This is a genomic window from Bradyrhizobium sp. STM 3557 (assembly GCF_045571465.1).
GTDB lineage: Bacteria > Pseudomonadota > Alphaproteobacteria > Rhizobiales > Xanthobacteraceae > Bradyrhizobium.
The window spans coordinates 5,166,613-5,190,163 of record NZ_CP120697.1 but is presented as its reverse complement, the minus strand read 5'-3'; the positions used below and the strand labels follow the sequence as shown (position 1 = coordinate 5,190,163).

General features: G+C 62.7%; 22 protein-coding genes and 1 tRNA gene. 15 read left to right on the top strand and 8 right to left on the bottom strand.

The window, feature by feature from the left end:
• Positions 1-133: 133 nt before the first annotated feature.
• From P6U24_RS23845 to P6U24_RS23825, 5 genes are all read left to right on the top strand, one after another.
• Positions 134-1,192 carry a putative zinc-binding metallopeptidase gene (locus P6U24_RS23845; protein WP_407154927.1) on the top strand — a complete coding sequence of 353 codons (1,059 nt, stop codon included), beginning with the start codon at positions 134-136 and terminating at the stop codon, positions 1,190-1,192.
• A gap of 58 nt (positions 1,193-1,250) precedes the next feature.
• Positions 1,251-1,457, top strand: a complete 207-nt coding sequence (locus P6U24_RS23840) for a hypothetical protein (RefSeq protein WP_407154926.1) — start codon at positions 1,251-1,253, stop codon at positions 1,455-1,457.
• A 171-nt stretch (positions 1,458-1,628) separates the two neighbouring features.
• Positions 1,629-3,644, top strand: a complete 2,016-nt coding sequence (locus P6U24_RS23835) for an acetyl-CoA carboxylase biotin carboxylase subunit (protein ID WP_407154925.1) — start codon at positions 1,629-1,631, stop codon at positions 3,642-3,644.
• 124 nt (positions 3,645-3,768) lie between these two features.
• Complete coding sequence (locus tag P6U24_RS23830; protein WP_407154924.1) at positions 3,769-4,635, top strand: oxaloacetate decarboxylase; 867 nt, start codon at positions 3,769-3,771, stop codon at positions 4,633-4,635.
• Entirely contained in the window at positions 4,632-4,937 is a 306-nt protein-coding gene (locus P6U24_RS23825; protein ID WP_407154923.1) for an acylphosphatase, read from the top strand. The genes P6U24_RS23830 and P6U24_RS23825 overlap by 4 nt, the downstream gene beginning before the upstream one ends.
• Positions 4,938-4,942: 5 nt before the next feature.
• On the opposite strand, the gene P6U24_RS23820 is transcribed toward P6U24_RS23825, so the two are convergent.
• Positions 4,943-5,755: a class I SAM-dependent methyltransferase gene (locus P6U24_RS23820; protein ID WP_407154922.1), complete on the bottom strand. Its 813-nt coding sequence runs from the start codon at positions 5,753-5,755 to the stop codon at positions 4,943-4,945.
• A 163-nt stretch (positions 5,756-5,918) separates the two neighbouring features.
• Between P6U24_RS23820 and P6U24_RS23815 the strand changes: the two genes are divergently transcribed.
• From P6U24_RS23815 to P6U24_RS23805, 3 genes are read left to right on the top strand one after another with little or no spacing between them, the layout of a single operon-like run.
• Positions 5,919-6,485, top strand: coding sequence for a GbsR/MarR family transcriptional regulator (locus tag P6U24_RS23815; protein WP_407154921.1), 567 nt, complete (start codon positions 5,919-5,921; stop codon positions 6,483-6,485).
• A gap of 18 nt (positions 6,486-6,503) precedes the next feature.
• On the top strand, positions 6,504-7,169 hold the full coding sequence (locus P6U24_RS23810; RefSeq protein ID WP_407154920.1) for a DUF4166 domain-containing protein: 666 nt from the start codon (positions 6,504-6,506) through the stop codon (positions 7,167-7,169).
• On the top strand, positions 7,166-8,602 hold the full coding sequence (locus P6U24_RS23805) for a TIGR01777 family oxidoreductase (protein WP_407154919.1): 1,437 nt from the start codon (positions 7,166-7,168) through the stop codon (positions 8,600-8,602). Before P6U24_RS23810 ends, P6U24_RS23805 begins: the two co-directional genes overlap by 4 nt.
• 4 nt (positions 8,603-8,606) lie before the next feature.
• Here the strand turns inward: P6U24_RS23805 and P6U24_RS23800 are convergent, their stop codons facing one another.
• A complete protein-coding gene (locus P6U24_RS23800) occupies positions 8,607-9,587 on the bottom strand; it encodes an AraC family transcriptional regulator (RefSeq protein WP_407154918.1) in 981 nt (326 codons plus the stop codon).
• 147 nt (positions 9,588-9,734) lie between these two features.
• Positions 9,735-10,460 carry a lipoyl(octanoyl) transferase LipB gene (gene lipB / locus P6U24_RS23795; RefSeq protein WP_407154917.1) on the bottom strand — a complete coding sequence of 242 codons (726 nt, stop codon included), beginning with the start codon at positions 10,458-10,460 and terminating at the stop codon, positions 9,735-9,737.
• 63 nt (positions 10,461-10,523) lie between these two features.
• On the opposite strand from lipB, the gene P6U24_RS23790 reads away from it, so the two are divergent.
• Positions 10,524-10,766, top strand: coding sequence for a FliM/FliN family flagellar motor switch protein (locus P6U24_RS23790; RefSeq protein ID WP_407154916.1), 243 nt, complete (start codon positions 10,524-10,526; stop codon positions 10,764-10,766).
• Between the two features lie 122 nt (positions 10,767-10,888).
• A tRNA-Leu gene (locus P6U24_RS23785) sits at positions 10,889-10,973 on the top strand.
• A 26-nt stretch (positions 10,974-10,999) separates the two neighbouring features.
• Here P6U24_RS23785 and P6U24_RS23780 read toward each other — a convergent pair.
• From P6U24_RS23780 to P6U24_RS23770, 3 genes are all read right to left on the bottom strand, one after another.
• Positions 11,000-12,457 (bottom strand): tyrosine-type recombinase/integrase, encoded by a 1,458-nt coding sequence (locus P6U24_RS23780; protein ID WP_407154915.1) that lies wholly within the window; start codon positions 12,455-12,457, stop codon positions 11,000-11,002.
• A 120-nt stretch (positions 12,458-12,577) separates the two neighbouring features.
• Complete coding sequence (locus P6U24_RS23775) at positions 12,578-12,799, bottom strand: hypothetical protein (RefSeq protein ID WP_407154914.1); 222 nt, start codon at positions 12,797-12,799, stop codon at positions 12,578-12,580.
• Between the two features lie 200 nt (positions 12,800-12,999).
• Positions 13,000-13,380 carry a recombinase family protein gene (locus P6U24_RS23770; RefSeq protein ID WP_407160564.1) on the bottom strand — a complete coding sequence of 127 codons (381 nt, stop codon included), beginning with the start codon at positions 13,378-13,380 and terminating at the stop codon, positions 13,000-13,002.
• A gap of 534 nt (positions 13,381-13,914) precedes the next feature.
• On the opposite strand from P6U24_RS23770, the gene P6U24_RS23765 reads away from it, so the two are divergent.
• Complete coding sequence (locus P6U24_RS23765; RefSeq protein WP_407154913.1) at positions 13,915-14,139, top strand: hypothetical protein; 225 nt, start codon at positions 13,915-13,917, stop codon at positions 14,137-14,139.
• A 331-nt stretch (positions 14,140-14,470) separates the two neighbouring features.
• Here the strand turns inward: P6U24_RS23765 and P6U24_RS23760 are convergent, their stop codons facing one another.
• The gene (locus P6U24_RS23760) at positions 14,471-16,123 is read right to left on the bottom strand and encodes a recombinase family protein (protein WP_407154912.1); all 1,653 of its coding nucleotides are present in this window, start codon (positions 16,121-16,123) and stop codon (positions 14,471-14,473) included.
• A 148-nt stretch (positions 16,124-16,271) separates the two neighbouring features.
• Positions 16,272-16,916: an SOS response-associated peptidase gene (locus tag P6U24_RS23755; RefSeq protein ID WP_407154911.1), complete on the bottom strand. Its 645-nt coding sequence runs from the start codon at positions 16,914-16,916 to the stop codon at positions 16,272-16,274.
• Positions 16,917-17,151: 235 nt separating this feature from the next.
• Between P6U24_RS23755 and P6U24_RS23750 the strand changes: the two genes are divergently transcribed.
• The 4 genes from P6U24_RS23750 (at position 17,152) to ligD (ending at position 23,287) form a co-directional block, all read left to right on the top strand.
• Positions 17,152-17,925, top strand: coding sequence for a cupin (locus P6U24_RS23750; protein WP_407154910.1), 774 nt, complete (start codon positions 17,152-17,154; stop codon positions 17,923-17,925).
• A gap of 816 nt (positions 17,926-18,741) precedes the next feature.
• Positions 18,742-20,403: a PHP domain-containing protein gene (locus P6U24_RS23745; protein WP_407160563.1), complete on the top strand. Its 1,662-nt coding sequence runs from the start codon at positions 18,742-18,744 to the stop codon at positions 20,401-20,403.
• 5 nt (positions 20,404-20,408) lie between these two features.
• On the top strand, positions 20,409-20,963 hold the full coding sequence (locus P6U24_RS23740) for an MOSC domain-containing protein (protein WP_407154909.1): 555 nt from the start codon (positions 20,409-20,411) through the stop codon (positions 20,961-20,963).
• 509 nt (positions 20,964-21,472) lie between these two features.
• Positions 21,473-23,287 (top strand): DNA ligase D, encoded by a 1,815-nt coding sequence (gene ligD, locus P6U24_RS23735; protein WP_407154908.1) that lies wholly within the window; start codon positions 21,473-21,475, stop codon positions 23,285-23,287.
• Positions 23,288-23,551 lie beyond the last annotated feature (264 nt).

Sequence of the window (23,551 nt, the reverse complement as noted above, 5' to 3'; positions counted from 1 at the left end):
GAACCGTGGCAAAAGAAAACCAGCGACCTGAGAAAAAGTTCCGGCTTCCCAGGAACGATGGGCGTCCGGGGGCGTCGTCAGGCCCTGAACCATCATCCAAATACGCCTCGGTAAAGGTCCTGGGGGAAACGTCTTGAAACTGTTCGTCTGTCAGGCTTGCAAGAACATCCTCTATTTCGAAAACCGCGTTTGCGGGCGCTGTGGGCATCAGCTCGCCTTCCTTCCCGAGCGCCAGATGCTCTCGGCGCTGGAGCGCGCCGGCAGCGGTTTCCGCACGCTCGCCGACAGCGGGATTGAGCGCTTCTTCTGCGCCAATGCCGCGCACGATGCCTGCAATTGGCTGCTCGAACCCGGGCAGAGCAGCGGCTATTGCCGCGCCTGCCGCCATAACGGCACCGTGCCGAACCTGTCCGATCCGGCGCAGCTCTCCGGCTGGCGCGATCTCGAGATCGCCAAGCACCGGCTGTTCTATTCCCTGATCCGCTGGAAGCTGCCGGTGAAGACCCGGAGCGAAGACCCTGATCACGGGCTGATTTTCAATTTCCTGGCCGACAGTCCGCAGCAGACAATCATGACCGGTCACGACAACGGGCTGATCACGATCGCGCTCGCCGAGGCCGACGACATCGAGCGCGAGCGGCGGCGGCTGGAGATGGGCGAGCCTTACCGCACGCTGCTGGGACATTTCCGCCATGAGGTCGGACATTATTTCTGGGACGTGCTGGTGCGCGATGCCGGCAGGCTGGACGCCTGCCGCGCGGTATTCGGAGATGACAGAGCAAGTTATGCCGATGCTTTGAAGCGTCACTATGACCAGGGACCGCCGCCGGACTGGCAGCAGAGCTTCGTCTCGGCCTATGCCACCACGCATCCCTGGGAGGATTTCGCCGAGACCTTCGCGCATTACCTGCACATCGTCGATACGCTGGAGATGGCGTCCGAGTTCGGCATGGAGGTCAACCCGCCGGCTGATCAGATCGGCGGGCTGACGGCACGCGTGAGCTTCGATCCTTACGTCGCCGGTGATCTCGATAGGATCATGCAGGCTTGGCTGCCTTTCACCTTCGCCATGAACAGTGTCGCCCGCGCCATGGGCGTGCGCGATCTCTATCCTTTCATCCTGACCCCGGGCGTGATCTGCAAACTCGGCTTCATCCACAACCTGCTGCAAGAGACGGCGAGGGCGGGGTAATGCGGACTTGACTCGAAAGAACAAAAATAGAACAAAGCGACGCGCCCGGAGCTGACCCATGCCGCCTCATGCCGAACCGATTCCCGACGATGATGGCCTGGAAGCGGCTGTCAACCAGGCCATTGCGGCCTGCGATGGCGACCTGCGTGCGACCATTCGCGCGCTGATCGTCGCCAATGATTACCTGGAGAGCGAGGTCGCCGAGCTGATGAAGGCGGTCTCACGCGCCTATATGCGCGGGCGCTTCAACACTTATTCCGGCTGACGAGCACGCGGCCTGACGGCTGCCCGGCCGTTGGCATGCATTGAACCATGCCGGCCCTTGCACCCAGCCGGTTGCCTCCGGCGGATTTTGCTATAGGACGAGCATCATGCCCGCGGCCTGATCCCTTAGGTGCGCGAGCGGGGAGCCCGCCCAAAGGTACCAAGCAAAAACATGTTCAAGACAATTCTGATCGCAAATCGCGGCGAGATCGCCTGCCGGGTCATCAAGACCGCGCGCCGCATGGGGATCAAGACCGTCGCGGTGTATTCGGAAGCCGACCGGGACGCGCTGCATGTCGAGATGGCCGACGAGGCCGTGCTGATCGGACCGCCGGCTGCCGCCGAGAGCTATTTGCTGATCGACAAGATCGTTGAGGCCTGCCGCAAGACCGGCGCGGAAGCGGTGCACCCCGGTTACGGCTTTTTGTCCGAGCGCGAGGCATTTCCGCGCGCGCTGCAGGAGGCAGGAATTGTCTTCATCGGTCCCAATCCGGGCGCCATCGCCGCTATGGGCGACAAGATCGAATCCAAGAAGGCTGCAGCCAAGGCCAGGGTCTCGACCGTGCCCGGCTTTCTCGGCGTCATCGAGGACGAGAAACATGCTGTGCGCATCGCCGAGGACATCGGCTACCCCGTGATGATCAAGGCCTCCGCGGGCGGCGGCGGCAAGGGCATGCGCATCGCCCATTCCAAAAACGAGGTCGCCGAGGGCTATAAGCTGGCGAAGGCCGAGGCGAAATCCTCGTTTGGCGACGACCGCGTCTTCATCGAGAAGTTCATCGTCGACCCCCGCCACATCGAGATCCAGGTGCTCGGGGACAAGCATGGCAACGTGATCTATCTCGGCGAGCGCGAATGCTCGATCCAGCGCCGCAACCAGAAGGTCATCGAGGAGGCGCCGTCGCCGCTGCTCGACGAGGGCACCCGCCGCAAGATGGGCGAGCAGGCGGTCGCGCTGGCGAAGGCCGTGCATTACGATTCCGCTGGGACCGTCGAGTTCGTCGCAGGGCAAGACAAGAGCTTCTATTTCCTGGAGATGAACACCCGCCTGCAGGTCGAACATCCCGTGACCGAACTCGTCACCGGCGTCGATCTGGTCGAGCAGATGATCCGGGTCGCCGCCGGCGAGAAGCTCTCTATTGCGCAGAAGGATGTCCAGCTGACCGGCTGGGCGGTGGAGTCGCGGGTTTATGCCGAGGATCCGTTCCGCAATTTCCTGCCCTCGATCGGCCGCCTCGTGAAGTATCGTCCGCCGGCCGAGAGCAAGTCCGAAGGCATCACGGTGCGCAACGACACCGGCGTGCAGGAGGGCGGCGAGATCTCGATCTACTACGATCCGATGATCGCCAAGCTGATCACGCATGCGCCATCGCGCGCGGCGGCGATCGAGGCGCAGTCGAGCGCGCTCGACGCCTTTTATGTCGACGGAATCAGGCACAACATCCCGTTCCTGTCGGCGCTGATGAATCATCCGCGCTGGCGCGAGGGCAAGCTATCGACCGGCTTCATATCAGAGGAGTTCCCCAAGGGCTTTGCCGCGCATGCGCCGGAAGGCGAGGTGGCGCGCCGGCTCGCCGCCGTGGGCGCCGCGATCGATCACGTGCTCGGCGAGCGCAAGCGACAGATCTCGGGCCAGATGATCGGCCGCCCGGTGAAGCGCCAGGGCCGGCGCGCGGTCTGGCTCGACCGCGAGGAGATCCTGCTCGATATCACGCGTGCCGATGGCGCGATCGCCGTGCGCTTCGTCGGCGCTGAGGGCAAGATTGGTCCCGCGCATCATCTGATCTCGAAATGGAAGCCGGGCGATCCGGTCTGGCAGGGCACGATCGACGGGGCTGAAATCGCGGTGCAGGTGCGCCCGATTCCGAATGGCATCCGGCTCACCCATCAGGGCGCCGAAACTGCGGTCTATGTCTACACCGAGGCCGAAGCGGCGTCGGCGCGGCTGATGCCGGTGGTCACCGCCGGCGATACCGGGAAGAAGCTGCTGTGCCCGATGCCGGGCCTGGTGGTCTCGATCGCGGTCAGCGAAGGCCAGGAGGTCAAAGCTGGCGAGACGCTCGCCGTGGTCGAGGCGATGAAGATGCAGAACGTGCTGCGCGCCGAGCAGGACGGCACGGTGAAGAAGATCCACGCCGCCGCCGGCGCCACGCTTGCGGTGGATGCGCTGATTTTGGAGTTTGCGTAAAGAGCAGGCCATCGCCGGCGATGAATGAGGTTCACCGTCATTGCGAGGAGACGAAGCAACCCAGTGCTACATAACGGGACTGGATTGCTTCGCTTCGCTCGCAATGACGGGAGAGGGGTGAGGAATGACCTTCCGTGCACGCAGAGAGAAGCTTCGCGCCATCCTCAACGGCACCCGCTGCATCCGGCCGGGCTCGGTCTACGACGCGATCTCGATGCGCATCGCGGCTGATCTCGGCTTCGAGCTCGGCATGTTCGGCGGCTCGGTGGCCTCGCTCGCCGTGCTCGGCGATCCCGATGTCGCGCTGATCACGCTGACCGAACTCGCCGAGCAGGTGCGGCGGATGTCGCGCGCATCAGCGCTGCCGTTCCTGGTCGATGCCGATCACGGCTATGGCAATGCGCTCAACGTCCGCCGCACGGTACAGGAGCTGGAGACGGCGGGCGCCGCCGGCCTCACCATCGAGGATACGTTGCTGCCGCCGGCCTTTGGCGAGCCCAGGACCCAGCTGATTTCGTTGGAGGAGGGCGTCGGCAAGATGAAGGCCGCGCTCGATGGCCGTGGTGATCCGTCGCTCGTCATTCTTGGCCGCACCGGCGCGGTCTCGATCACCTCGCTCGACGATGCGATCGCGCGGGCTAAAGCCTATGAGGCCACCGGCGTCGACGGGCTGTTCTTCACCGGCATCAAGACGCGCAGCGAGCTCGATGCGATCGCGGCGGCGACGAGCCTGCCGATCGTGCTCGGCGGCGCACCGGAGGAGATGTCAGACCTTGATTACCTCGCATCTCGGCGCGTCCGCATCGCGCTGCAGGGCCACGCACCGATCGCGGCCGCCACGCAGGCCGTGTATGACACGTTGAAGGCGCTGCACGAAGGAACCTCGCCGAAGCAGCTCAAAGGGTTGGCCTCGGGCGAGCTGACGGCGCGCATCACCCGCGAGGTCGAGGTCAAGGCGCGCAGCCGCGACATGCTCGGATTGAAATCATGAGCACCGATCGAACCATCGTCCATGTGATGATCCAAGGCCGCGTGCAGGGCGTCGGCTATCGCGCCTGGGTCGAGGACCAGGCCACGCTGAATGGCCTCGAAGGCTGGGTGCGCAACCGTCAGGACGGCAGTGTCGAGGCGGTGTTCGCCGGCCCGGCGCAGGATGTCGCCGATATGGTTGCGCTGTGCCGGAAAGGACCGCCGGCCTCCCGTGTCCATCAGGTGATCGACGAGCCGGCCACCGCCGACCAGCTTGGGCTGCGCCGGGCCGGGGAGGAGTTTTCGGTGCTGTCGACAGTTTGACACCCTCAACGCGCCGCCGAAATCACCAGCGCCTGGATTCGACCTTCGATCGTACCGTTGCCGAACCGCCGAGCAAGCGCCTCGGTCGCCGCCGCCGTCGCAGCGTCGAGACCCGGTGCGCCGCAGGCTTCGATTTCGCCCCGCATCGGCGTGCCCTGGCAGAAGGCGATCGCGACGTCCTGAGCCGAGGCCGCGCGGCTGCGATGCGTGATGGTTTCGATCAGGATGTCGATGAAGCCGGACTCGCTGAGATCGGAACGGATGCGCGCGGCGTCATGATAGCCGTGCGGGGTGCGGGCCATGAACTGCGGTGGGTTCTCGGGGAAGATCTGCTGCAGTGCCTGATGCACCACATATGTAAATTCGTTCTCCTCAATGCGATCCCAGACATCGAAGACGAAGCGCCCGCCCGGCCGCAGCATGCGGCGCGCCTCCGCATATGCCTTCACCTTGTCCGGAAAGAACATCGCGCCGAACTGGCAAACGACGGCATCGAAGCTCGCATCCTCGAACGGCAGCGCAAGCGCATCGGCCTGTTGCCATCTAAGGCGGGGATCATTTGCAAGATGCGTCCTGGCCTGCGCCAGCATCGGCTCGTTCAGGTCGGTGGCCGTGATCCGCGCGTCCGCGGGCAAGGCCGAGGCCAGTGCCGCGGTGACGGCCCCGGTGCCCGCTGCGGTCTCCAGCACGTCATGCGGCCGGTGAGCCGCGATCCGCTGAGCCAGATCGCGTGCATAGGGGGCGAAGATCATCGGCACCAGCAGCCGATCGTAGAGCTGCGGGATCGCTCCGGTGAACGCCTTGTCGGATGCTGTCATCGATCGCTCCTTTTGCCGGACCGGATGCTCGGGCGGGCGGCGAAATGTCAGGACAAGCATTTGCGATCTTTAGATTGGTCGGCGCCATTGCCGGTAGGTTCACCAGGGTCTTCCGAGCTGCCCGCCCCTTGACATCCGCTCAGCTTGATCAGATATTTCTGTCATGACAGAAATAACCGGTAAAAAGAAATTGCCAGCCGCGCTCGAGCGCTTCATCCTGCAATGGGGCGACATGGGCGACGAGTGGGGCGTCAACCGCTCGGTGAGCCAGATCCATGGGCTGCTCTATCTCGCGGAGCAGCCGATGACGGCGGAGGACATCGCCGACACGCTCGGCATGGCGCGCTCCAATGTCTCCAATTCGCTCAAGGAGCTGCTGGCGTGGAATCTGATCCGCCGCGTGCCGATCCTCGGCGACCGGCGCGATCATTTCGAGGCCGAGACCGACATATGGGAAGTGGCGCAGCGGATCGCCGCCGGCCGCAAGGAGCGGGAGATCGATCCGGCGCTTGCGGCGCTGCGCGCCTGCGTCGCCGAGGCCACCGACGATCCCACGATCAGCGCGGTCGCGTCCAAACGCTTGAAGGACATGCTCGCTTTCACCGAGCTCGTCGATCGCTGGTACACGCAGATGCTGAAGGTGCCGCGGCCGCGTCTGGTCGCGCTGCTCAGGCTCGGCGAGAAGATCGTCAATCTGCTGCCCTCGGGCAAGCCGAGGTCAAGCGAGTAGCGTTGCGAGGGGGGTGCCATGGCGTCAGCACGACATCGACTGTTTTCAGTGCCACCTCGTTCCGACGCCCGGCTCCATCACGATCTCCGTTTCCACGCGCTGCTGCCTGATGCCGATTGGGGCGGGCTGCCGGTCGCGATCTGGCGACGCTTCTCCAAACGGGTCGCCGACGGCGCCACGTCGGTCTATGTCGGGCAGATCGATGAGGCCTATCTCAGCCGCGCGGGCTGGTGGTTCGCCCAAGCCGCGCGCTTGATCGGCGGACCACTGCCGACCTCCAATGAGGTCGGCGTGCCCATGATCGTCGCGGTGACCGAGGATGCCGCAAGCGGCGGCCAGATCTGGACCCGAATTTGCGGCCGTCGGCATGGCTTTCCACAGGTGATCCACTCCGCCAAGCGCTTCGCCGGTCCGACCGGACTGCAGGAATATCTCGGCTTTGGGCTCAGCATGGAGCTGCGCATCGCCGTTGCCGACGCGGGGCTGGAATTTCATAGCACCGCCTATGCGCTGCAGCTCGCAGGCGTCCGCATCCAGCTGCTCTCCTGGCTGACCCCAGGCGATCTCACCGTCACGCATGCCGATCTCGGCGGCGGCGCTTTCCGCTTCACGCTCGAGATCATCCATCCGCGCTTTGGCCGCATGCTGCGGCAATCCGCCGTGTTCCGGGAGTCCTCGTCATGACGCCGCTGCTTTGGATGTTGATTGCGATCCAGGTCGCGATGGGGGTGTTCGACACCTTCTATCACCACGAATTCACGGAGCGGCTGGCCTGGCGGCCGTCGCAGCAAAGCGAGCTGAAGCTGCATGGCGCGCGTAATCTGCTCTATGCGCTGCTGTTCCTGGTACTCGGCTGGTCCGAGGTGCATGGCCTGTTCGCGATGCTCGTAATTGTCGTGCTGGCGGCCGAGATCGTCATCACGCTGACGGATTTCGTCGAGGAGGATTTGACCCGCAAGCTGCCGCCGAGCGAGCGGATTAACCACACGCTGCTGGCGATCAATTACGGTGCGATCCTGGTTCTGCTCGTGCCTGTTCTGATCGGTTGGGCGTGGCCGCCCACCGGCGTCGTGCTCGCCTATGCCGGAGTGCTCAGCTGGATCGCAGCAGCCGCCGCCATCGGCGCGAGCCTGTGCGGCGTGCGCGATTTCACCGCCGCGCGGCGGCTTGCGCGCATGACCACGCCGCCCGCCGCTGACCTCGTTGCGATCCTGCCGCCGGCGCAAACCGTGCTGGTGACCGGCGCCACCGGTTTCATCGGCAGCCGCCTGGTCGCGAGCCTCACCGAGGCTGGTCATCATGTCATCGCGCTGGTCCGCGATCCCGCCAAAGCGTTGGCGCTGCCGCTGCCGATCACGCTAATCACGAGCCTCCACCAGCTCGCCGCCGATATCCGCATCGATGCGATCGTCAATCTCGCCGGTGAGCCGCTTGGCAACGGATTGTGGACCGAGGTCAAGCGAAAGGCGATCCTGCAATCGCGCTTGAGCATCACCGGCGATATCGTGCGCCTCATCGCGCGGCTCGCGCGCAAGCCGAGGGTGCTGGTCAACGGTTCTGCGATCGGCTGGTACGGCCTGTGGCAGGACCAGCCGCTGACGGAGTCCGCCAAGTCGCATGCCTGCTTCAGCCACGATCTCTGCGAGGCCTGGGAGCGGGCGGCGAGGGCGGCCGAAGCCCACGGCGTGCGCGTGGTCATGCTCCGCATCGGGCTGGTGATCGGGCGGGACGGCGGATTCCTGTCGCGCCTGCTGACGCCGTTCGAATTCGGTCTCGGCGGCCCGCTCGGCTCCGGCGCGCAATGGATGTCCTGGATCGAGCGCGACGATCTCGTGCGCCTGATCGCGCATGTCATCGCCAAGGATGATCTCACCGGGCCGATCAACGCCACCGCGCCGCTGCCGGTCCGCAACGTCACTTTCACCGCGGAGCTTGCGCGCTGCCTGCATCGTCCCGCGCTGCTGCGCGTTCCCGCCGCCCTGCTGCGGCGTGTCGGCGGCGACTTCGCGAACGAACTTCTGCTCGGCGGCCAGCGGGTGCTGCCGAACAAGGCGCTCTCGAACGGCTTCGTGTTCCGCTATCAGAGCCTGCGCAGTGCGCTGGAGGCGATCCTCTGACGTGTCATCGCGCGCCGCGCATCACCGTGGCGGATGGCAGTTCGCCGAACGTCTCGCGATAATAGCGGGCGAAGTGGCCGGGATTGGCGAAGTTGCAGGCGGCGGCCGCCGTGGCCACCGTCATCGCCGGATCGCCCGACAGCAGCATCTCGCGGGCACGGCGCAGCCGCACCGATTTGGCGAATGCGATCGGCGAGTAGCCGCGCACGCGCGCAAAGGCCCGGAACAGCGAGCGCGCGCTGACGCCGGCCTCCGCGACCAGCCGATCGATCGTGATGGCCTCGCGCCAGCTTGCCTCGATGAAATCCTCCAGCCGTTTGACCAGGCTCAATTCCGGCATCAGGCCCGGCGTGTCCAACAGCTCGCGGTATTTGTGCCGGCTTGCCGAGAGGAAGGCGACCAGCACCGCATCCTCGAGCTCGCGATAGACCGCGCGCGGCATGGTCGCGGCGTGGTCATCGAGCTGCTGGGCGAGGAAGTTGACCAGCTGGAACAGGCTGCGCGCCTGCGGATCATTTGCCGGGATCGTGTGCTCGAACCGGTAATCGCCTTTCGGCTGCACACCGATCAGCGAGGCGAGCTTCTGCGATAGCGCTGCCTGTTGCAGGCGCATGGTCAGGCGCTCATGGCCGCCCTGGCACACCATCTGCCAGGGGACGCCGGCAGGCGTGATCGCGAATTGCCGATCGTCGATGTCGGTGATCCGGCGCCCGACGCAGCTGAGCCCGCGTCCTTTCAGTGCGATCTGCAGTCGCACCACGTCCATCGGATATTGATCGGCCGTGAGGTCGCAGCTTGTCGCACCGAAGGCGAGGCCGATTGTGTCGAGCTCGATCGCGTTGAGCCGGGCCTCGAAGTTGCCGATGTTGCGCAGGTCGATCCGGCTTGCGCCAAGCCACTGCAGGCCGAGCTGCCGCAACTCTTCCGAATCGGAGGTCCATATCGCCCGGTAACGATGCAACGGCTTAGAATGCGTGTCTGTCATCGCTCATCACGCAACCATCGTTCACGTCCAACCGCGGCTTGCGCTGCATGATGGAGGCCGGTGCCGACGGTGATTCCGGCCCGCTTGACAGGTCGATGCTACATAAGGAGGACGGCACGTCAATGAGTCCGCGCTCGCGGCGATTGGTCAGGCCATGGTTTCGGACAGACGTGCAGCGGTCGCGCCGAACACGTCCTCGAAAGCCAGCCGCAGCGCGATGTCGACATCGGCCATGCTGACGGGATGGCCGAGATCGACCAGGCTGGTGACGCCGTAGCGCGGATCGACCACGCCGCACGGCACGATCGCCCGGAAGTGCGACAGGTCCGGCTCGACATTGATGGCGATGCCGTGAAACGATACCCAGCGCTTGAGCCGCACGCCGATCGCGGCGATCTTGTCCTCATAGCCATCGCCCTTGTCGGGGCGCCTGACCCAGACCCCGACGCGGTCCTCGCGCCGCTCGCCGCGGATATTGAAGGCCGCCAGCGTCCGGATGATCCATTGCTCCAGCGCCGCTACATAGGCACGGACGTCGGGCCGGCGGCGCTTCAGGTCCAGCATCACATAGGCGACCCGCTGGCCGGGGCCGTGATAGGTGACTTGGCCGCCGCGGCCGGTCGCGATCAGCGGAAAGCGCGGATCGAGCAGGTCGGCGGCCTTGCCGGACGTGCCGGAGGTGTAGAGCGGGGGATGCTCCAGAAGCCAGACCAGCTCCGGCGCTTCACCGGTCGCGATCGCAGCAGCGCGCGCCTCCATGCCTGCGACGGCCTCGGCGTAGTCGACCGGCGAATCGGAGATACGCCACTCGACCTCGCTGCCAGCGGCGGCGGCAAAGGTGGTCAGATCGAGGTTTTCGCGGCTGTTAACCATTGGCTAACCACAACATGATGATGTCCGGGGGAGCCAATCTAGTTGGATTTCGGTGGTCTTGCAGTGTCTACCCTCGATAAAGTGACTGTCGACCTCATGGTCGTCCTCGGGACCTCCACGATGCCCATCCACCAGGTGTTGCGCCTGTCACGCGGTGCCATCATCGAGCTCGATGCCACCGAGGCGGACGAGGTCAAGGTGCTGGCCAACAACCTGCCGGTGGCGAGCGGGGTGGTGCTGGTCGATCGCAACCGAATCGCGGTCGAGGTCAAGCAGATGCTGACAAAATCGCCCGGCAGCAGGTAGGGCCAAAAAAAGCCGTTACAAACCATGGAATACTGACGCCGGCAGGCCTTGTGGCGCCAGCATCGATTTGTTACATCGGCGCCGTTGATCCGGTTCGCCGATCTCGGTTCCGGTCTTCCTTCGCGCTCGTGGCGGAATTGGTAGACGCGCTGCCTTGAGGTGGCAGTGAGTAAAATCGTGGGGGTTCGAGTCCCTCCGAGCGCACCATACCCACGCGTAAGCGATTGTGATTGCTACGCTTTTTTCCAAAAATTACTATGGAAAGTTACTACTCTGTTCTCGGATTCCGTTCCCGCATCGTTCTCCTCGGGCACCGCCAGGAAATCATCAAGCGACTGGCTCTGATCGAACGCCACGATCTTGTCCATGCCGCTGATTCCAAGCTTCTCCCGGTTGGCTTTGGCGATGTAATGGGCCGGCATTTTGGGGTCGGTCCAGCCGAACATCGCCATCATCTGGCTCTCGGTGCACTCGGCATAGGCCGCCACCTCCGCCCGGGCCTTGCGCACCCCATGGCAGCTCTTCTTCGGCTCGTTGACGCCGGCAAGCACCGCGTATTTTTTGAACTTCATCGCCCAGGCCTTCTTGTTCATCGGCAAGACCCGGCCCTTCACCAACTTGCCAGTGAACACGTCCGCGCCGACGATCCTGGCCGCCCGGGCGGCCCGAAGGCTCTCCGCAAACTCAGGGTGCACCGGCACAGTCACTGTGGTGTTGCCCTGGCTCTTCTCGGTTGCGATCTGGACCGCCATCTTCCGCACGATCTGGCGCAGGTGAGGGGGGCCGAAGCGGTGTGCGTCCCCAAGCCGCAGGAAGGTGTAGTGCAGGATGTCGAACATCAACCTCGCCTCAGTACCAAGTGGCCACTTCGCGCGATACAGCGCCATGTCTTCCTCGGTCCAGGGCAGAAACCCGCCGCTCTCTCGTGAAGCCTTGGCCTTGCCTGAGCGAAGACCGATGGTGGGATCAGCATCCTCGTCGAGATGGCCCTCGTCGATCATCCAGCGGATCATGCCGCGAAGGGCCGAGAGCAGGTTGCCCGCCTGCGACGGCGTCCGCGCCTTCATCTCTTCCATGATGACCTTGCGTGTCATCACAGCAAACGGTTTTTCGCCATTCTCGGCGAGCAGGCTCTCGATCAGTCCGGTCCGCTGCAGCCTGGTCGCGTCTGACAGCCCCTCATGACCGACGCTGAGATCACCGAGCCAATGGTCGCTCTGCTTATAGAGGGTCCAATACCAGCGCAGAGTGTGAGCCTCGGGTAGCCCGATGGGCGGCGCGGCGCGTCGCTCATTGCGCTGCTTCTGTGCATTAAAGTGGTCGGTCGCATCGCCATAGAGTGCGATTTGCGAGACGATCGCCACATCACATTGCCTGTCGAACTCTGCTGTGCCGAATTCCGCTCTTATCCGGATTTTCGGCAGACCATTGCGGAGCTGAACGTAGTACCGCGTCTGTCCGCGCTGTGAGCGATCAGCGTGAACGTAGCGGCGTTCCGGCTGCACCAATGGATCGGGTTCGATACGGCGCCTGCGCATCACTCCCCCTAGTGCCGCGACCGCAGCCTCGTAGGCTGCGTCGAAGGCGTCCGTGCCATATTCCTCGCTGATCCCGATCCGGCGCCCTTTGCGGCTCACCTTAACGTACCAGCGCAGCGCGCCCAGCGCGGAATAGTCGAAGTAGAGATACATCCGCCGATCCCCGGCTGCGCGGGGATCGGGTCGATCCGATCCAAGCATTGGTTTTCTCCGTGAACCAATGCCTGGAGTCTACGAATCCGCAGACTCGGCATCAACGCCGAGAGGTGCGTTTCACCCGCTTTCGGTGCCTTTCAGATAACGTTGCAAAGCTTCGGACGGCACCCATGCCTCATCGACAAGCCCTTTCGGTACGACAGGCGGGACAGCTGGCCCTAGTGCAATCCGAATGACACCGTCGCCGTCAACGGTGATCTCGTTCGCGCCCGCATCCTTTGCAGCCCGAATGGCGCGCGCGATGTCTGCTTGCGTGACCTTGGCTGGACGGCGCGGCATCGAGCTTCTCCTCGGCGCAGAAATTGGCTCCAACCCGCGGAGCGCTCGCCGATAACCCCCCGTGCATAATCGGCATTAAAGGACCGAAACGGCCTTTGGGAAAAGCTGAGCCGATTATCAGAGGGCTTTCGGCTGGATTGGCGTGCAAATAGGACCAATCAGAGTCAGCGGCTTCAGGCGCTCATTGCGGGGGCCGCGCGTCAGCCGAGTAATCGAGGTGATCTCTCAGTGGTTGTATATCTGCATCGTTTGTCATTGAGGTTTTGCTGCAACACTTCGCAAAAGTCGCTGTCGATAGTATTAGGGTGCCAAGGTCGTCCGCGGCACCAGGTGCCTTCCTCGTTGAGCTCGTGTGCGATCGCCTTCTCAGACTTGACCTGGAGGAAGCGGCTGAATATGCGGCGCACGACCGCAACTTCGTTTGCAGCACCCCGGCCTGAGTCGAACGTGGTCTGTGAGCAAATACTTCCGATCACCGTTGGCCAAAATCTTCTTGGGCTCAAGCCGCTCCTATCTTCGACACCGCGAAACAGCTGACGGAGCGCATGCTGGCCCTGTGTTGGCGGAGGGGAATTGCACATCGGAGGGTTGTTGCATGAGATCACCTTCCGGCCTCCTACGCCGAAACAAGTTCACAGTCAGCGTCCTTTGAGTGCCGACGAAAGAGCCCCTGGACCTCGAACCGTAGCCTTGTGGCGTCTGAACGCCTGGCACGGGAAGCAGGGAAACGGATTGGTGTTCGTCAGCTGGGCCGTGAGCGAGACTGGCGCGCTGGCAAAGAAGCCCATCAAAAGGCGTCTTACGGGTGTCTGCCCTGCGGGAGACCGGACTTTCCGGCTCCACGCCCATCGGTCGCGGAATTCGTCGATGGGAACAGCGAGTCCACTTGCGCGGACCCTAGTCCGAGGTGGATGAGGGCGGCAGGCCGTGCCCAAGCTTCTTCACTTGGGCTGGGCCAAGAGCACGCGCTGCGAGCGCGGCCGAGGCTGTGGGCGGCGGATGCGGAAAGGTGGAAGACGCAGGAGAATGAATTCCGAAAAACAGAAAATTTACTTGTGCCGTCGGGCAAATCAATGGTTCATAGGAGACTGGCTGAACAGTGGGAGGCCGGTCCGATGCCTAAGAATGCCGATCCATCTTCCGAACTCGTGGAGCTCTCGAAACTGAATGGAGAGTTTCGCAAGAACTACGGAACGCTCCTTGGGGCATACCTGTATCTGCGCTCCATCAGCGCTGCACGAGGGCACCAGATATCTTGGCTTGGCCTTGCATGGCTGGCTGGTTCGGCCGGTGCCGCATGGTTTGCGAAGTATGGTTGGAACTGGTGGCATGCCGGCTGATCGGGACCATCTAGCAATCCCAGAGCGCCCTCAAATTCGATTGAGGCCAACATCAATCCGCGTAATCTGCCGTTGCATGGCTTCCAGGGCAGGGGAGATCTCCAATAGTCCGATGAGTGGGCCGCATTCGGCGCTTTGCAACACGGAAGCTGGGCGCTGCTCATTCAAAGGCATGCGCTCGAATACGTGGTTGCCGCACTTCCCGCATGTAGAAACTGCCATTGCAAGGTCCTCATCGCCGCTGCGGGAATCGGGATTTTGGACGCAATCAAGGGCTACTCATAGGCGCTCGCCGTGACGCGCTCTACCGAGACCGCGGAAGGACGATCTCTCACTTGGATCGGGGTCGCCTCATGGGTTTGGCAGGCTGTTTCGGCGCTGTCCCTAAAATGCGGCTGCGCTTGGCGACGAGGCGGACAATCGCCTTGGTTAATTCGACTTCTGATATGAAATACTGGACGCCATGATCGACACGGCTGCGTTCCCTAAATCTGATCAGGTTGCTATCGTTAGGGACCGTTGGCAGGACAACATAATCAAGAACTGATTGATTGTGCTCCCCGAGCCTGATTGCGACAATCCATCCCACAGGTAATCGACGGCATGAGACGGACCAGAACGGTGAGAAACTGGCTCGTTCGCCGGGTGTCCAATAAGCTACGCGAAAAAAGAAGTGGTGCTTTCCGTCAACGATCAAGTGACGTTCCGGAACGTCTTGATTTGTCCGCTGGCTTCTGCCGGTGAGCAGAACCGCACGGCTTCCGTGATTTTGGACCTCTTCGCAGATATGAGTGGCAAGCTGAGCTAGAGCCTCCATCCAAGTTCGCCGGACGTCGAGATAATCACAGCGTCGTTGCGAAGTGTATCCGATTAGCCGATAGGCATTTCGTAGCGTCCCAAAATGGTCCATGAAAGTGTGGGCCGAAGGAAGATTGACGGTGGCATTGATGATCGAGGGACTAAGCCGGCCTTCTCTCTTCAGGGTCTGCCGCAAGCGTGTCAGCATCTCCTCCTCAGAGATATCGACGCGCCGCTCTCTTAGAATCTGCTGAACCTTATCGAATGTCCCTCGCTCTATGATCGGCTCGAAGCATTGTTCTGCTCTAACCCACAGGTTGTCAGGGTTGCGTACCCGTTCCCCCCGAAGCTTCTTGGATTCTCGATTATAGACAATATTGCCAACATAGTTTTCATTTCGCAGTAAACGGCTGATAGTACTAGGGCGCCAAGGCTGTCCGCGGCACCAAGTGCCTTCCTTGTTGAGTTCGCGCGCGATGGCCTTTTCAGATCTCACCTGCAGGAAGCGGCTGAATATCTGTCGCACGACTGCGACCTCGTTCGCAGCACCCGGCCTGAGACGAACGTGGTCTGTCACCAGATATTTTCGATCACCGTTTGCCAGAATCTTCTTGGGCTCAAGCCGCTCGTTGACGAGCACACGCTCGAGGCCATAGCCAGCACGCCCGCCGGTCTGAAAGCCCAGTCCCGCAAATCGGCAGGCGCCCGTATGTACTTTAACTGAAAGTTCGCGGCTGTATTCGGCAGCCATCACTCTCTTGAGATTCTTGACGACGTTCGAGAGCATGCTACCGTCGTTATCGAACTGCTCGGCGCAGTAGACAATTCTTATGCCGGCCTGCTTACAGAGAAATTCGTAGTGAGCGCTTTCGTCAATGTCCTGAAAACGTCCCCATCGACTGACGTCATAGACCAAGATCTGGCTAAACTCCGCTGGTCCGGAACGTATATCCTCAAGCAGGCGCATGAGCCCTGCGCGATTCTTGAGCTTCAGCCCGCTCTCGCCCCTGTCGGCATATGTTTTGACGATTGTGAGATTGTGGGCGTGGGCGTAGGCAGCGATTGCTGCGGCCTGATTCTCGATTGAATACTTCTGGTAGTCCGTCGACATGCGCACATATTGAGCCGCCCGAGCCGTCGGCGAGCTCGGAAGATGGGTTTGGCGAACGACCAGCGCATTGGTCATTCCTATCCCCCCGGGAGCTAGAGGGAGGATCAGATACCCGATCGCTGATCGTGGCAAGTATTTAGATTGGCGGGTGTGCCGGTCGGTCGCCATTGCTGCAATCTCGACCGAGCACCGAGGTCGTGCTCCAGCATCCCCAGGGCAGCGGCTAAGCCGGCCGCGAACTGCGCCTCCCGGGCCTGCTCGATTTCGACACATTGTCCTCTTGCTGAGCTGCCTCGATCTTATCGATATCTTTTTCCCCGGGATTATTCACCGCTCGATTGACTGGCCGCACCTCAAAGGCTCCCGGTCCAAGCGGGCTTATATCGTCCAGCGCGCTATTGAGCTCGAGCCACTCCTGCGGTCTATCGAGAACCACCGGCATGCGATCATGGTAAGGCGCGACCAGGTCATTAGGCTCATCCGTCAAGATCGCAAACGACGGCACAGTCTCGCCCTTCACGTCCGAGTAGTCCCAAATGCCGGCAAACATAATGGGTTTGCGGTCCTTGCGCGCAAAGTAGTACGGCTGCTTCTTTCCATCCTCTTCCCGCCACTCATAAAAGCCTTCTGCAGGTATGATGCAGCGGCGGTTGGCCAGCATCGTCTTGAAAGAGCCGCGCCGCAGGCTGTCAGTACGCGCGTTCAGCAAAGGCGGGCGCTTCTTGCCCGCGCTCGCCGCCAGATCGATGCCGAACCGAGCGAGCCTGGCGCCTAGAGGTTGGTCCCGTTCAGCAAGAAACGCGGGCACCCGCTCAGTGGGCGCAACGTTTGGGTTATGTTCGAAATTCAGTCGGTGCGCAGCGAACATCGACGGCAGGTCCCTCCAGTCTCTGAGACCCCGGAATCTGTTGCACATGGCTATGTTGCTTCCCGTTTCCCGTCCTGCCCCGGCGACCAGCACGGGTGTCGTTCTCCTCGGATCCCGCACTCTTCCATGGGGCGGAGGTATCGTTCGTCAGCCAACGAAGACCTGACCGAGCTGGTTCCTTCGAAGAAACCTTGGCCTTTTGAGCTGTTGGAACATGCTGTTACGGACCGACCGCATGGTGCTCACGGATCAGATTACGCCAAGAAAGCTGGTCGAGAAGCGCCCCGACCCGGAGACGCCAGGTCAGCTCACCATCCGACGAAAGCCGCTGTCCATCCGCTTCGCCGATGATGGCATTGTGCCTAACAATCCCCGTTTCCCGCTGCTGCTTTACCCTGGTGCGGTTTTGCTTGGCAGGACGTCATTCGACCCAGTCACCGTGATTGATACGCTGTTCGACTGCAATGGCTGGGCGCGTTCCTGGCGCGATACCATCTATGACTTCGTCCATTACCACTCGCAGGTGCATGAGGTGGTGGGCGTGGCCCGGGGCAACGCCAAGCTCGAATGCGGCGGAGTAAAGGGCCGCGTCCTGAGCCTGAACGCTGGCGACGTGGTCGCCTTGCCCGCCGGAACGGGACATCGCCTCATCGAGGTCCCGGACTTTCCTGGTGGTGGCGCCTACCCGCAGCGGCTTATGTACGCTCCTGCGTGCGTTTTGCAGCGCTTAGAGAGCCATGGAAGAAGGCATGGCAAACTGACGCGCTGTCCTCCAAAGGCGGTGCCGTTGCCGGCATGGTCACGACGATGCACGGGATGGGCCCGCGGCGGAATGGCCGCATCGTTCCGCGGCAGTCGCGATCGGCGTCAACGGCGATGTTGGCGCCAGGCGCTGGCATATACATGGCTCGGGTCCGAGGCGGAGATATTCGAGACGCTTCTCGGTGTCGAACGGCCGGCTCTCATTGTCGTTGCGAGCAAGGAGCATCTCGACCGTGCGCACTGCTGACGTTTTCGTTTCAGAAGCGCAGGATTCCGAAAATGAAGAGTAGCGCGATCGTGACGAGGGCGGAGATCAGCAGCGACCCGAGGCAGCCGAGGCGGTTCGAAAAGAAAAAGAACATGTTAGGCCCGCCGTGAAGACCCGGTGCTGACGCTAACCGGCCAACTCCAAGAGCGTTCCGGACCGGCCGTCGGGCGCCCCCGCGCTCCGTAGCGAATAAGTGTGCCGATCTGCTGGAGATGCGCTTTGGCCTCCGGGAGCCGCTCCGCGTGCACGGCGAAATTGTCCAATCTTGGTCAGTGGCGGCAAGGTACCGGAGTTGAGGGGCGGCTGGTCCTCCACGACGGAACACACGATGGCGGATCCGGATCAGCCGCCGGACATCACCGCCCGCCCTTGCAGACAACTCTCGCGATCATTCTTCAACAATCAGGTTCGGCCGTGCTGCGGATAGGCGCAGGATCAGAACCAATTCTCGGGCGGGACGTTGAGTTTTGATGTCGGACGCCGTTGACTATTTCCGGGCCTACGCAGTCCGAGCTCTGTGCAAGGCTCGGGCGATGCCTCGTGGAAGGATGAAGCGTTTGCAGATCCTGGTCGGGCGAATGTACCACATGCTCACCAAGGAGGCCGCATACGGCCCGAATATGCATCACTTGGACGACTTCCGGGCAGCGAAGAAGCTCGAGAACTCGCTCGAGTGACAATCTGGGGCGCCAATCGCGGATAGCATCCAGCGGCGTGGCGCCCGCAACATCGAAGAGGCATGGCGTTTCGAGAGAAAAGGTGGAGACGAGTTAAGTGGCGGCCGCTGACTGCCAAATGGTGGTGAAACTCTTGCGAGAATACGCGCAGCGGACTGCTCTGCGCGGAGGCAATCCTTACCGCGCCAAGGCATATTCGCGCGCCGCGGACAGTCTCGCGGCCCTTGCGGTTCCGCTTCCCGTGCTGATCGAGGAGGGCCGCCTCACCGAAATTCCCGGCGTCGGGGATGCGATCGCCGAAATCATCACCAAGCTCTATCGGACCGGTACCCACCCCAGCCTGGAGAAGCTGCGCAAGGAGTTTCCCGCGGGCGTTCTCGAGCTGCTCACGGTGCCGGGCCTGCGGCCCGAGAAGGTGCTTCGGCTTTATAAGGATCTGGATATCTCGTCCCTTGCCGAATTGGAAACCGCTGCCAAGCAAGACCGCATCAAGAAAGCCAAAGGGCTTGGCGCAGCGCTCCAGGCCAAAATCCTGCAGAACCTCGCGCTCGCGAAGAGTGGCGAAGGCAGGGTTCATCTGCACCGCGCCGCCGCCCTGCTTGAACATGCCAAGGTATCGCTCCAGAAGGCTCGGCCCGACCTGAAGCACATCACCTTCGCCGGTGATTTCCGGCGGGGGTGCGAACTCGTCGCCGACCTTGCTCTCGTCGCAGAAGCGCCGAGGGCGGAGCAGCGGCCAGCCGACGTGGATTCCGGTGGGCTCAGGGTGCACCTCACCGATCGCAAGCATTTCGGCGCGACACTGCTACACGCGACGGGCTCGGCCGAGCACGTCGAGCAGCTCAGCGCTCTCGCCGAGCAGCAAGGCATGAAGCTCGATGCAAACGGGCTGCGGAAAGGCAGGCGGCTCGTCGCGGCCAAGGAACAGGACATTTACGACGCGCTCGGCCTTCCGTTCATCGAACCGGAGCTTCGGGAGGGACGCGGCGAGATCGAACGAGCGCTGAATGGCAAGTTGCCGAAGCTGGTCACAGATCAGGACCTGCACGGTATCATGCATTGTCACACCGACGCCTCAGATGGTACCGAGACGCTCGAGAGGATGGCGCAGGCTACGCGTAAGCGCGGCTTCCAGTATTTCGGGGTGGCCGATCATTCGAAATCGGCCCACTATGCCGGCGGACTCTCGCTCGAGCAGATCAAAGCCCAGCATCGCGAGGCGGACCGGCTCAACAGGAAGTACGGGACGGACTTCCACATCCTGAAGGGCATCGAGTCCGACATCCTGGCCGACGGCTCGCTGGACTATCCGGACGATGTGCTGGAGAGCTTCGATTTCGTGGTCGCCAGCATCCATGGTCGGTTCAAGCTGGACAGGAGGGCGCAGACCGAACGCCTGCTGCGGGCTATCGCAAACCCATACACCACGATGGTCGGCCATATGACGGGGCGGCAGCTTCAGCGCCGCCCGGGATACGAGGTTGACATCGAGGAGGTGCTGCGCGCCTGCGCCAGGCATGACGTCGCGGTCGAGATCAACGCGCACCCCTGGCGGCTAGACCTCGACTGGCGCTGGCATCAGGCGGCGCTCGAATTCGGGTGCATGATGAGCATCAATCCGGACGCGCACTCGATCGCAGAGCTCGACCACATGCACTGGGGCGTCGAGATGGCACGGAAAGGAGGGGTGCCGGCAAGCAGGGTCTTAAACGCGATGTCGCTGGCGGACATCAGGCGCTACCTTCGCCAGCGCCGGCAGTCATTCGGGCGGGCGGCCTGAGCAAGATGCAGGACCTCTCTCCGGAAGGCATGGTGGTGGGCGTGTCCGCAGATCCGAGCCACCGGTTCAGCAAGGCGCCGCAGCGCGAGATTCTGTTGGTTGAAGGGCATGGCGTGGAAGGCGACGCGCACGCTGGCGCATACGTTCAACACAAGTATCTCGTCCGAAGACAGCCTCGCTTGCCCAATCTGCGTCAGGTCCACCTGATACCGTCTGAGCTTCTCGACAGGTTGCGGAGTTGCGGCCACGAAGTGCGGGCGGGAGAGCTCGGCGAAAACATCACGACGAGGGCACTGGATCTCGAGCGGATGCCGCTCGGGACCTTGATCCAGCTGGGGCCCACTGCCGTCGTCGAGCTGACCGGGCTGCGAACACCCTGCGTGCTCATCGATCGCTTCCGGGCCGGGCTGAAACGACACGTTCTCTCGACAGGGAAAACAGGCCCTGCGTTCAGATGCGGAGTGCTGGGCGTGGTCAGAGCCGGCGGGCAGGTGGCCGCCGGCGATTGCGCGCGCGTGCTGATGCCGCGCCCTCCCTTCCAAGCTCTCCCGCCGCTTTAGGGTGTTGGCGCAATACTTGGCCAGCCGATAGGCGAATCGGATCCTATTCGGTAGACGCGGACACGCATGGCCGCAAACAAGGTAACGGCGGTACGCTTGGGCTGGGGGAGGCACTCAACAGTCAGGAACTATTCAAGCCGCCGGGGCGTCGCCGGCGGCTTCTTTCTTGCTCTACCAACGCGGTCCTGCTGCGCCTTTGCAGGCATCGGATGTCCCCGGTCACGAGCTATCGGCGCTCGCGGCATTCCTGCCGGCAGATTGCCGCCCGGAGTGGCGCCGCAGCTCGCAGCCGCGACCTTCCGGTAAGAGCCCCCTCGATTAGTCGCCTCCATGATTCTCAGCACGCTGCTTTTTCGCGGCCATGTTTCAAGCCTGGGCTTCTCACCTCTGCGTCTGCGATCCTAGATTGGATGAAGGCGCACGTGCAGCGGGAGCGTTCGTGACGCGAAAGGAGCAGCCTCTGCTGGCTCCTCGCGAGGAACGATTCAGCGGCTCGGTGTTGAATCCGCATGTGTGCAGTTGCTTTGCGTCAGCCTCGTTCAGGAATCTCGCGCGTCGGCGGCGTCCGCAAAGCTGCTATTCCAGGTTACATCGAGCCGTGTGACCCCACGCTCCGCGAGAATCCGCCGCGCGGCAAGGGATGGGTCTACGAGATCAAGGCTGACGGCTACAGGGCGCAGCTCCACATGAGCGACGGCGACGTGAATGTCTATTCGCGCACCGGGCTAGACTGGACTGAACAGTTTTCTTCGATCGCAGCAAGCGCTCGCATGCTCAAAGCAAACAGCGCGATCATCGACGGGGAGGCTGTGGTGTACGGCAGTTCCGGTCTGCCGGACTTTCAGCAGCTCAGGCGCGAGCTCGGCCGGAGGCGCAGCGAGCGTGTGCGCTACCACGCGTTCGATCTCTTGTATCTCGACGGCTATGACCTGCGTGGGGCGGCGTACGAGGATCGCAAGCGTTTGCTACAGCGTCTTCTGAAGGATGCACCCGAGACCTTCATCTACGTCGAAGCGCTTGACGCCGATGGAGATGAGATCTTCGAGCAAGGGTGCAAGCTGGGTCTGGAAGGCCTGATCGCCAAGCGGCTCGGCGAACCCTACCGTTCGGGGCGGCAGGAGACCTGGATCAAGCTCAAATGCAAGAAGAGCGAAACCTTTCCCATCGTCGCCTTCGTCGAGAAACTGGGCGCGCATCCGCGCAAGATCGCATCCCTCTACGTCGGCCGGCGTGAGAACGGGAAGCTGCTCTACGCAGGTAAGGTCCGCACCGGCTACACTGAAGAGGCCGCCCGTGAATTGCGCGAGCGGCTGGATCCGCTGATCCGGCGAACATCGCCGCTCGACGTCCAGATCAAGAAGCCAAAGGCCACCTGGGTCGAACCGACCGTGGCTGCCGAGGTTGAATACGGTGCGCTCACCGACGACGGCTTGCTCCGCGAAGCCGTGTTCAAAGGGCTCCGAGACGATCTCAAGATGCAAAAGGTGAGGGCGCCTCGGCTGGTGCCGTCGCGGGCCGGGCGGCTGAAGCCGGGCGTGCCCCGGGCAAACATCCTGCAACTGCTCCCCGAGGCCGTCGTGCCCTCAAAGGAAGAGCTTGCGGACTACTGGCAACGAGCCTGGAAGAAGGCTCTTCCATATCTGGGCCATCGTCCGCTCAAGCTTGTGCGGTGCGTGCACGGTACCACCTTCTATCACAAGGGACCGCTTCCAGGCGACATTCCGCAGGCAGTGCACCAGCTCCGCATTCAAAAGCGTGAGGGCGGCCACGGCACGCGCCTGTGGGTCGACAGCCTTGATGGGCTCCTCGGCCTCGTCCAGATCGGAGTTGTCGAATTGCATCCCTGGAATTCGACCGTCGCGGACATCGAGCGCGCCGACCGCATCGTCATCGACCTCGATCCTGGAGAGGGCGTGGCGTGGGAGGCGGTCGTCGACACGGCGCTTGAGCTCCGTATGCTGATGAAGCGCGAAGGCTTCGAAACCTGGCCGAAGCTGACCGGCGGCAAGGGCATCCATCTGATGGCGCCCCTTGATGAACCGATGCTGCACGATGAGGCGCATCGCATCGCGCGGGGGCTGGTCTCCGACTTCGCGGGGCGCGATCCCGACCGCTACATCCTTTCAGCGCAAGCCAGGCGCCGCGGCCGGATCTTTCTCGACTATTTGCGCAACGGACGCGGCACGACCGCCATCGGTACCTATTCGCCCCGGGCCCGCGAAGGCTTTCCCATAGCAGCGCCGGTGACCTGGGCGCGCATCGAGAAAGGGATCAGGGCAGATGCGTTCACGATTGAGAGCCCATTTCGGGTGAGCATGAGGTAAGCCATCATGGCTAACGCGCACCACCGGAAGGCCATAAGCGGTCCGGCCAAGAAGCCCTGCTTCCATCCCCCAATCCACGCCCAAGTGGTGTCACTGCGCACGGAGGATCGCGCCGACCACAGAAGATCAACGGCGGTCAGGCATGGGGCCGAGTTGCGGCGGTGTCGTGCATGCCGGCGAGGTGCCGACGTCCATAACGATGTGGGCCCGATCTGGTGATTATGCGGACGCGACGTGCCCGGCTGATCGCGCCTGCTTCCTGCC